Here is a 4,810-nt window from a genome sequence, read left to right on the forward strand (position 1 = left end):
TTATGCGAATCCGGATCAGGACCTGAACAAACTCTGGTGGGACCTGGTCGAGAAATATCAGATGGTCAAACGGCCCGAAGGCCGCAACGCGCCGGATTACGCCAGCAAGGTTCATATCGTCGTGGCCCCGGCCTATTACCACAACTACATGATGGGCCAGCTCTTCGCTTCGCAGGTGCATCACGCCATCGCGCGTGAGGTGCTCAAGACCGATCCCGCTCACGCCATTTACGTCGGCCACAAGAGCGTGGGCCGCTACATGAAAAAACGCGTGTTCGCTCCCGGCAAGACGCTTCCCTGGAACGAGCTGACCCGGTTCGCGACCGGCGAGGAGTTGAATCCGAAGGCGTTCGCCGAGGATTTTCGCGGTCAATGAAATCGCCGGCCACGCGATTCAACGCCAATGCCCCGCCGGGCACCCGATTGATTTGCTGGTTCTACCTTGCCCGAAGAACGTGACGACGATACGATTCGTCTCGTCGTTCAAGGTCATTCTGCGTCAGTCAAACCGCAACAAACGAAAGGCTCCTCAATGAAGAAGATCTCACTCATCAACGCTACGGTGTTGCTCGCCGGATCGCTCCTCGCGGCGGACTCAAGCCCCAAGGATGATGTTCTTGCCGCCACGAAGAAACTCGGCGACCAGGCGAATTACAGTTGGAAAACCACCGTCGCGGTTCCCGAGAGCGCCCAGTTCAAACCCGGCCCGTCCGAAGGCCAGACCGAGAAGGACGGTGTCACACATCTCACCCTGAACTTTGGCGATAACAGCACACAGGTTTTTATGAAAGGCGACAAGGCGGCCGTCAGCGATCCCGATGGCGGCTGGCAGGCGCTCGCCGATCTGGACAGCGCCGAGGGTCCCCGCCGGTTTCTCGGACGGATCATCAAGAACTTCAAGGTTCCCGCCGCGCAGGCTGCCGAGCTGGCCGCCGCCACGAAGGAACTCAAGAAGGACAGCGACGTGTATTCTGGCGACATGACCGAAGACGGCGCGAAGGCCCAATTCCGGTTCGGGACCGTCAGCAATCCAAAAGGTTCGGTGAAATTCTGGGTGAAGGACGGCGCGCTCACCAGGTTTGAATTCAAAGTGACCGGCAAGGTGGACTTCAACGGCAATGAATTCGATGTGGACCGCCTCTGGACGACTGAAATCAAGGATGCCGGCTCGACCAAATTGATCGTGCCGGAAGAAGCGAAGAAGAAGCTCTGACTTTCAACGCGGAAACGCAGAGTCGCGCCATTGAGCCGCGAATTGACGCGAATGCGTTGGTTGTTGCGGCCAACGGGCCTTGCTCAACGCTTGAAACCAAAATCGCTGAAGAGTTCGGGAAACTTCCGGGCAGCGTCGTTCGGCCGCGCTGCAATGGCCTTTGTCACCGCGTCCTGAAACGCTTGGGGAATCTTGTCACGGGGCGCCTTCCCCGGCGTGAATCCGACCGGCCGGGCCGCGCCCGGCCGTGATCGCCGCAGTGGCGACGGCGCCAGCTTCCTTCGCGGACTCGTGAGGGTCAGTGCTTCGGTCAAATCGCCAACCTGCCGCGCGTCCACCGCCGTCGAGTAGCTGCCGCCGTTGAATTTCTTCCCCAACAATTTCAGAAACGAAGTATGGTCCAGCGTACCGCGAAACACACTACCCGGCTCGACGAACGGTGAGACCAAAAACGCCGGCACGCGCGGACCCGTGGATTCGAACGCGGGATAAGCATTCCCGTCCGGGGCCTCGGTGCGAACGGCGACGGGCGAGACGTGATCGAAAAAACCACCGTGCTCGTCGTAGGTGACGACCAGCAGCGTTTTCGCCCACCGGTCGGGATTGGTTTGAATATCACCGAAGACCCGCGACAGAAAACGCTGGCCGTTGGCGATTGGCGAAGGCGCATGGTCATCGCTCGGAGGTTCGACGTGTGGCGCGTCCGTATAACGCGGTTCGATGAAGATGACCTGGGGCGACGTCGCGTCGCCTTCGCCCATCCAATCTTTGAGAAAATCATCGTAATCCCGGAAGTGATCGTCCACGAGCACCCGCAGATGCCAGTCGTCCATCAAAATAAAGAACGGGATACCTTCGTGGTACACCCGCCAGCGGACCTTTTTGGCGTCGAGCCAGTCGTACACGAGTTCCTGCTTCGGCAACGCGATGGGCTGGTTGACCTCGATGCGGCTGTAACCGCTGTGAGCCATGAGGCGGTTGGGTTGCGTCCCGGCTGGCAATGAGCAAAACCAATGGTCGCAGATGCAGAATTGCCGCGCCAAATAGTTTGCGGCGGGCAGGTCATTCCCGTCGAAATAACCCATCACGCACGGCTGATCACCCGGGTTGACGTGATTCACGGCGGCGTAGCTGACAATGAAGCCGTTCATCGGATACGGCGGCAGACCGATCGGCCCCGGCAAAGGACCGTTCAACTGGATGCCGATATCGCGCCGCTCGTGGGGCGGGTCGCCCGGTAAATCCGCCTCGGGATTCGCGAGATGAAAAACGGGAAACGTCGCCCCGCCGTAGTCGTTGGACAGACCGGCCCGTAATCCCTCGACGTTGCCGCGGTTGAACGGCGGCAGGCTGAGATAACCGAGCACGTGATCGAACGACCGGTTCTCCAGCATCACGAAAATGATTGTGTCAATTTGATCGAGTGACATGACGTCGCCTCATTGATAATTGGCCGTTGAAGAGATAGCCCTGAATGGCGACCGTGAAAAGCGATTTCGTTTGGTTGACAAGGACCAAGTGGACAACGTCTTCGGCGACCGCAACCCGGTCAGCTCATGCGTGGGGACGGAGAGTTACCAGAGTTGAACCGCACGGACGCAGAGGCGCAGAGTCAAAGGTCGTTCACTAAGCCCATAAACAAAATCATCCCGCTGCGCGCGTCCACAATGGCGAACAAAAAGGGCCGGTCCACGATCATCTGAAACGGCTTCGGCGGGTTTTCCTCAAAGGAGACGGATGCTGGAATAGCTATCGCCGTCACCGCCGCGGCTTCAGTTCCTTCTTCACTCACCTCCACGAAGGCTTTTTGCCGGACTTCGGAAATGTAATGCCGCTCGCTGAACATTCCTGAAAAATCCGCCTTCCTGTCATTGAATGCTGTTTTCATTCCCAGCGCTTTGAGTGGCGTATTCAGTTCCAGCGTATTTTCGAGTTTGAATTTGGGCAGCACCACCAGGCCATCGCGGTCTTTGAATCCCGGAATCGTCACGCGACGCCAATTGTCGCCGTTCATAACTTGCAGCAACTTCGGCGCACTCGAGCCGGGATCAGGTAGAAAGACATACATCGCCAGATCGTCGCCCACGTAGGGCAACCGCACCGCTTGATAGCCAGAACCTTTGCGGTAGGTGAACTTTTTCGACATCTCCATCATCGGCAGATTTTTGGCTGCGCCAGCGGCGGGATGAAACGGGCGCTCTTGTGTCAGGTTTGCGTCAAACGGGTCGAGCCACTTGCCCCTGAAATAAACCGCGTTCGCCAGCACCAAATCCGTGTAGATCGGATCAATCATGCCGTTGGCGATTCCGGTGATGCGGCCGTGCGTCTGGTCGCTCGCCCACCGGTTGATTTCCGCCTCCGCCAAGGGAACGTTGCGAAAGTCCAGCGCCTTGACCGTTGACAAGAAAAACTTCTGGTTCGCTTCAAGGAAGCCGGGGTTAAACGCCGCCCCCTGTCGATACCAAAGCGCATTGGCCGTGGTAAGGATGACGTTGGTGTCTTTGAGATTGAGTAAATCAGTTGCGGCCTTGCTGGCCGCGTTCAACGACGCTGCGGAAAGGCCGGTCGTTCCCAAGATCTGTTGAATTTCCACTTTTGTCATGCCTGACGCGCCGTTTGCGACCATCTGCAACGCTGTCGCCGCGCTGTATGGCGAAACAAAAACGCTCGAAGCGGGTTGCTGCGTGGACAATTGCTTCAGCAATTTGAAGGTGAAGGTGTTGTTCGCAACCGCAAGTTTGGACAAGTCAGACTCTGCAGCAGCAGCGAAATTGAAACCTGCCGCCGACCCGGCAATCAGCAGCAAGCCAATCTTTATTTTCATGCAACGATTTTACTCCAACGGAACGCCACCTGACCACACACAGTTGAGATCTATCTGACTTCTTGAATTCTGGGACTGAGCTCCGCGTCTCCGCGTCTCCGCGGTTAGGAATTCTTGGTCAGTCCCTCAGAATTCCACCAATCTTGACTCTTGAATTTCTTCCTTATCAAATGGCGGCGCTCGAACACCAATCCATTTATGAACATGTTTCGCTACGCGCTTCTGGGAATCCTTTTCGCCGTCACTCTGGCTGCAAACCCACAGGACAACAAGCCGCCCGTGCGGATCGCCATTGTCGGACTCAGTCACGATCACGCTCAGGGTTTCCTTCCCCGGTTGCGCAATCGACGCGAGGTGGAGCTGGTCGCCATTGTCGAAACCAACCGCGCTTTGATTGAGAGCTATTCGCGCCGCTTCAATCTGAGTTCTAATCTTTTTTTCGCCAGTCTGGACGATCTGTTTTCGCGCACGAAGGTGCAAGCGGTGGCCACGTTCACCAGCACGTTCGGGCATCGCGCAGTGGTCGAGCGCTGTGCCGCGCAGCACGTGGATGTGATGATGGAAAAACCGCTGGCGGTGAACATAAAACATGCGCGGGCCATCGAAGCCGCCGCGAAGCGGGGAAACATCCGGGTCTTCGTGAATTACGAGACGACGTGGTATCCGGGCAATCGCGCCGCCTACGAAATGGTCCATGATCGGAATGAAATTGGCGAGCTGCGCCGGATCGTGGTGCATGACGGGCATCGCGGACCGAAGGAAATCGGCTGCTC

At 57.5% G+C, this 4,810-nt stretch carries 5 protein-coding genes; 3 read left to right on the forward strand and 2 right to left on the reverse strand.

The window, feature by feature from the left end; translation table 11 throughout:
• Together VN887_11655 and VN887_11660 are read left to right on the forward strand one after the other, a co-directional pair.
• A partial coding sequence (locus VN887_11655; protein ID HXT40658.1) for a M2 family metallopeptidase occupies nucleotides 1-376 on the forward strand: 376 nt, incomplete at its 5' end.
• A gap of 156 nt (nucleotides 377-532) precedes the next feature.
• Entirely contained in the window at nucleotides 533-1,213 is a 681-nt protein-coding gene (locus tag VN887_11660) for a hypothetical protein (protein HXT40659.1), read from the forward strand.
• 83 nt (nucleotides 1,214-1,296) lie between these two features.
• Here the strand turns inward: VN887_11660 and VN887_11665 are convergent, their stop codons facing one another.
• Together VN887_11665 and VN887_11670 are read right to left on the reverse strand one after the other, a co-directional pair.
• On the reverse strand, nucleotides 1,297-2,643 hold the full coding sequence (locus tag VN887_11665) for an alkaline phosphatase family protein (GenBank protein HXT40660.1): 1,347 nt from the start codon (nucleotides 2,641-2,643) through the stop codon (nucleotides 1,297-1,299).
• A 182-nt stretch (nucleotides 2,644-2,825) separates the two neighbouring features.
• Nucleotides 2,826-4,037 (reverse strand): serpin family protein, encoded by a 1,212-nt coding sequence (locus VN887_11670; GenBank protein ID HXT40661.1) that lies wholly within the window; start codon nucleotides 4,035-4,037, stop codon nucleotides 2,826-2,828.
• A 198-nt stretch (nucleotides 4,038-4,235) separates the two neighbouring features.
• Here VN887_11670 and VN887_11675 point away from each other — a divergent pair.
• The coding region (locus tag VN887_11675; protein HXT40662.1) for a Gfo/Idh/MocA family oxidoreductase at nucleotides 4,236-4,810 on the forward strand (575 nt) is incomplete at its 3' end.

This window comes from Candidatus Angelobacter sp., assembly GCA_035607015.1.
Classification (GTDB): domain Bacteria; phylum Verrucomicrobiota; class Verrucomicrobiia; order Limisphaerales; family AV2; genus AV2.

What these genes read in the sequence shown, in the direction of transcription:
- VN887_11660 (HXT40659.1), top strand. Translation starts at nt 533, where the DNA reads ATGAAGAAGATCTCACTCATCAACGCTACGGTGTTGCTCGCCGGATCG.
- VN887_11665 (HXT40660.1), bottom strand. Translation starts at nt 2,643, where the DNA reads ATGTCACTCGATCAAATTGACACAATCATTTTCGTGATGCTGGAGAAC.
- VN887_11670 (HXT40661.1), bottom strand. Translation starts at nt 4,037, where the DNA reads ATGAAAATAAAGATTGGCTTGCTGCTGATTGCCGGGTCGGCGGCAGGT.